This window comes from Vibrio sp. Vb0937, assembly GCF_033338855.1.
This window is the reverse complement of the sequence record NZ_JAWOTK010000337.1, coordinates 1-1169: the sequence shown is the minus strand read 5'-3', so window position 1 is coordinate 1169 and position 1169 is coordinate 1. Positions and strand designations below refer to the sequence as shown.

Annotated in this window: 2 protein-coding genes; both read left to right on the top strand. The window is 47.1% G+C overall.

Annotated elements, in window-relative coordinates; all coding sequences use genetic code 11:
• On the top strand, positions 1–942 hold a 942-nt coding region (gene vmeG / locus R7P67_RS25525), incomplete at its 5' end, for an efflux RND transporter periplasmic adaptor subunit VmeG (RefSeq protein ID WP_318086411.1).
• Between the two features lies 1 nt (position 943).
• Positions 944–1169, top strand: a 226-nt coding sequence (locus R7P67_RS25520) for a lipoprotein (RefSeq protein WP_411912820.1), incomplete at its 3' end; no start/stop codon positions are given.

The following is a 1169-nucleotide window of genomic DNA, read 5'->3' as shown; positions in this document are numbered from 1 at the left end:
CCCGCAAAACTTTTTACTGTTTCTGTTGGCAACGCACAATTTGAACGCCATTTCCCCGCCACCACAGAAGCCGGTGACAGAGCTGTACTCGCATTTCGTGTCCCAGGGTTGCTTCAATCTATCGAAGTTAATGAAGGGCAAGTCGTTAAAAAAGGCGATGTGCTAGCAGTCCTTAACCCAGATGAATATTCCTTACTGGAAAAGCAAGCAAGAGCGAATTTTGCGTTAGCTGATGTTCAGTACAAGCGCTATAAAAAGCTGCGGAAAGACCAAGTGGTCTCCGAACAAGATTTTGATGAAGCGAAAGCTAATCATAACTCCGCTAAAGCGCAATGGGATCAAGCCAAAGCGAACTTGCGCTACACCCAACTCGTTGCTCCTTACGATGGCACCATTTCTTATCTTCCTGCCGAAAATCATGAATACGTTGCCGCCAAAGAAGGGGTGATGAACATTCAAACCAATCAGGTAATGAAGGTGATTTTTCAACTGCCTGACTATTTGCTCAACCGCTATACGCAAGGCGTGAATGTTTCAGCAAAAATGATATTCGATGCGTTTCCCGAACGCTCTTTCGATCTGACTTTCCAAGAAATTGACACCGAAGCCGACCCAAAAACGGGCAGCTATAAAGTGACGATGGTGATGGAAAGACCGCCAGAGCTAGGCATTCTTCCTGGTATGTCAGGCAATGCGTATCTCGTGTCACAAAACTCCGGAGCGACCAAAATTCCAGATTCTGCGCTCTTTGAAGAAAATGGAAAAACTTACGTTTGGCGCGTTGATGACCAAGGCGTGGTTGCGAAAGCCGACATTACGATGAATGACAATGGACAGATCTTGCAAGGGTTAGCGGATGGCGATCAAATCATTATCTCAGGCATTAATGTCATTGAGCCGGGAATCAAAGTCCGGGCTTGGGTGAAGGAGCGAGGGTTGTAGTATGAAAGGAATCATAACCTTAACCACGATTTTCGCGGCGCTTACTTTGACTGGTTGTGGTGAAAAAGGGCCAGAAAGAACCGTCGAAACCCCCAAAGTAAGAGTGGTTTCGCTGGAAGGTAATCGAGTTGATGACAATCTGTATTTTCCTGCTGTTGCGAACGCTGCGGACCGCTCTCATTTGAGTTTCCGTGTGGCGGGCGAAGTGAGTCGCGTGATGGTGCGAG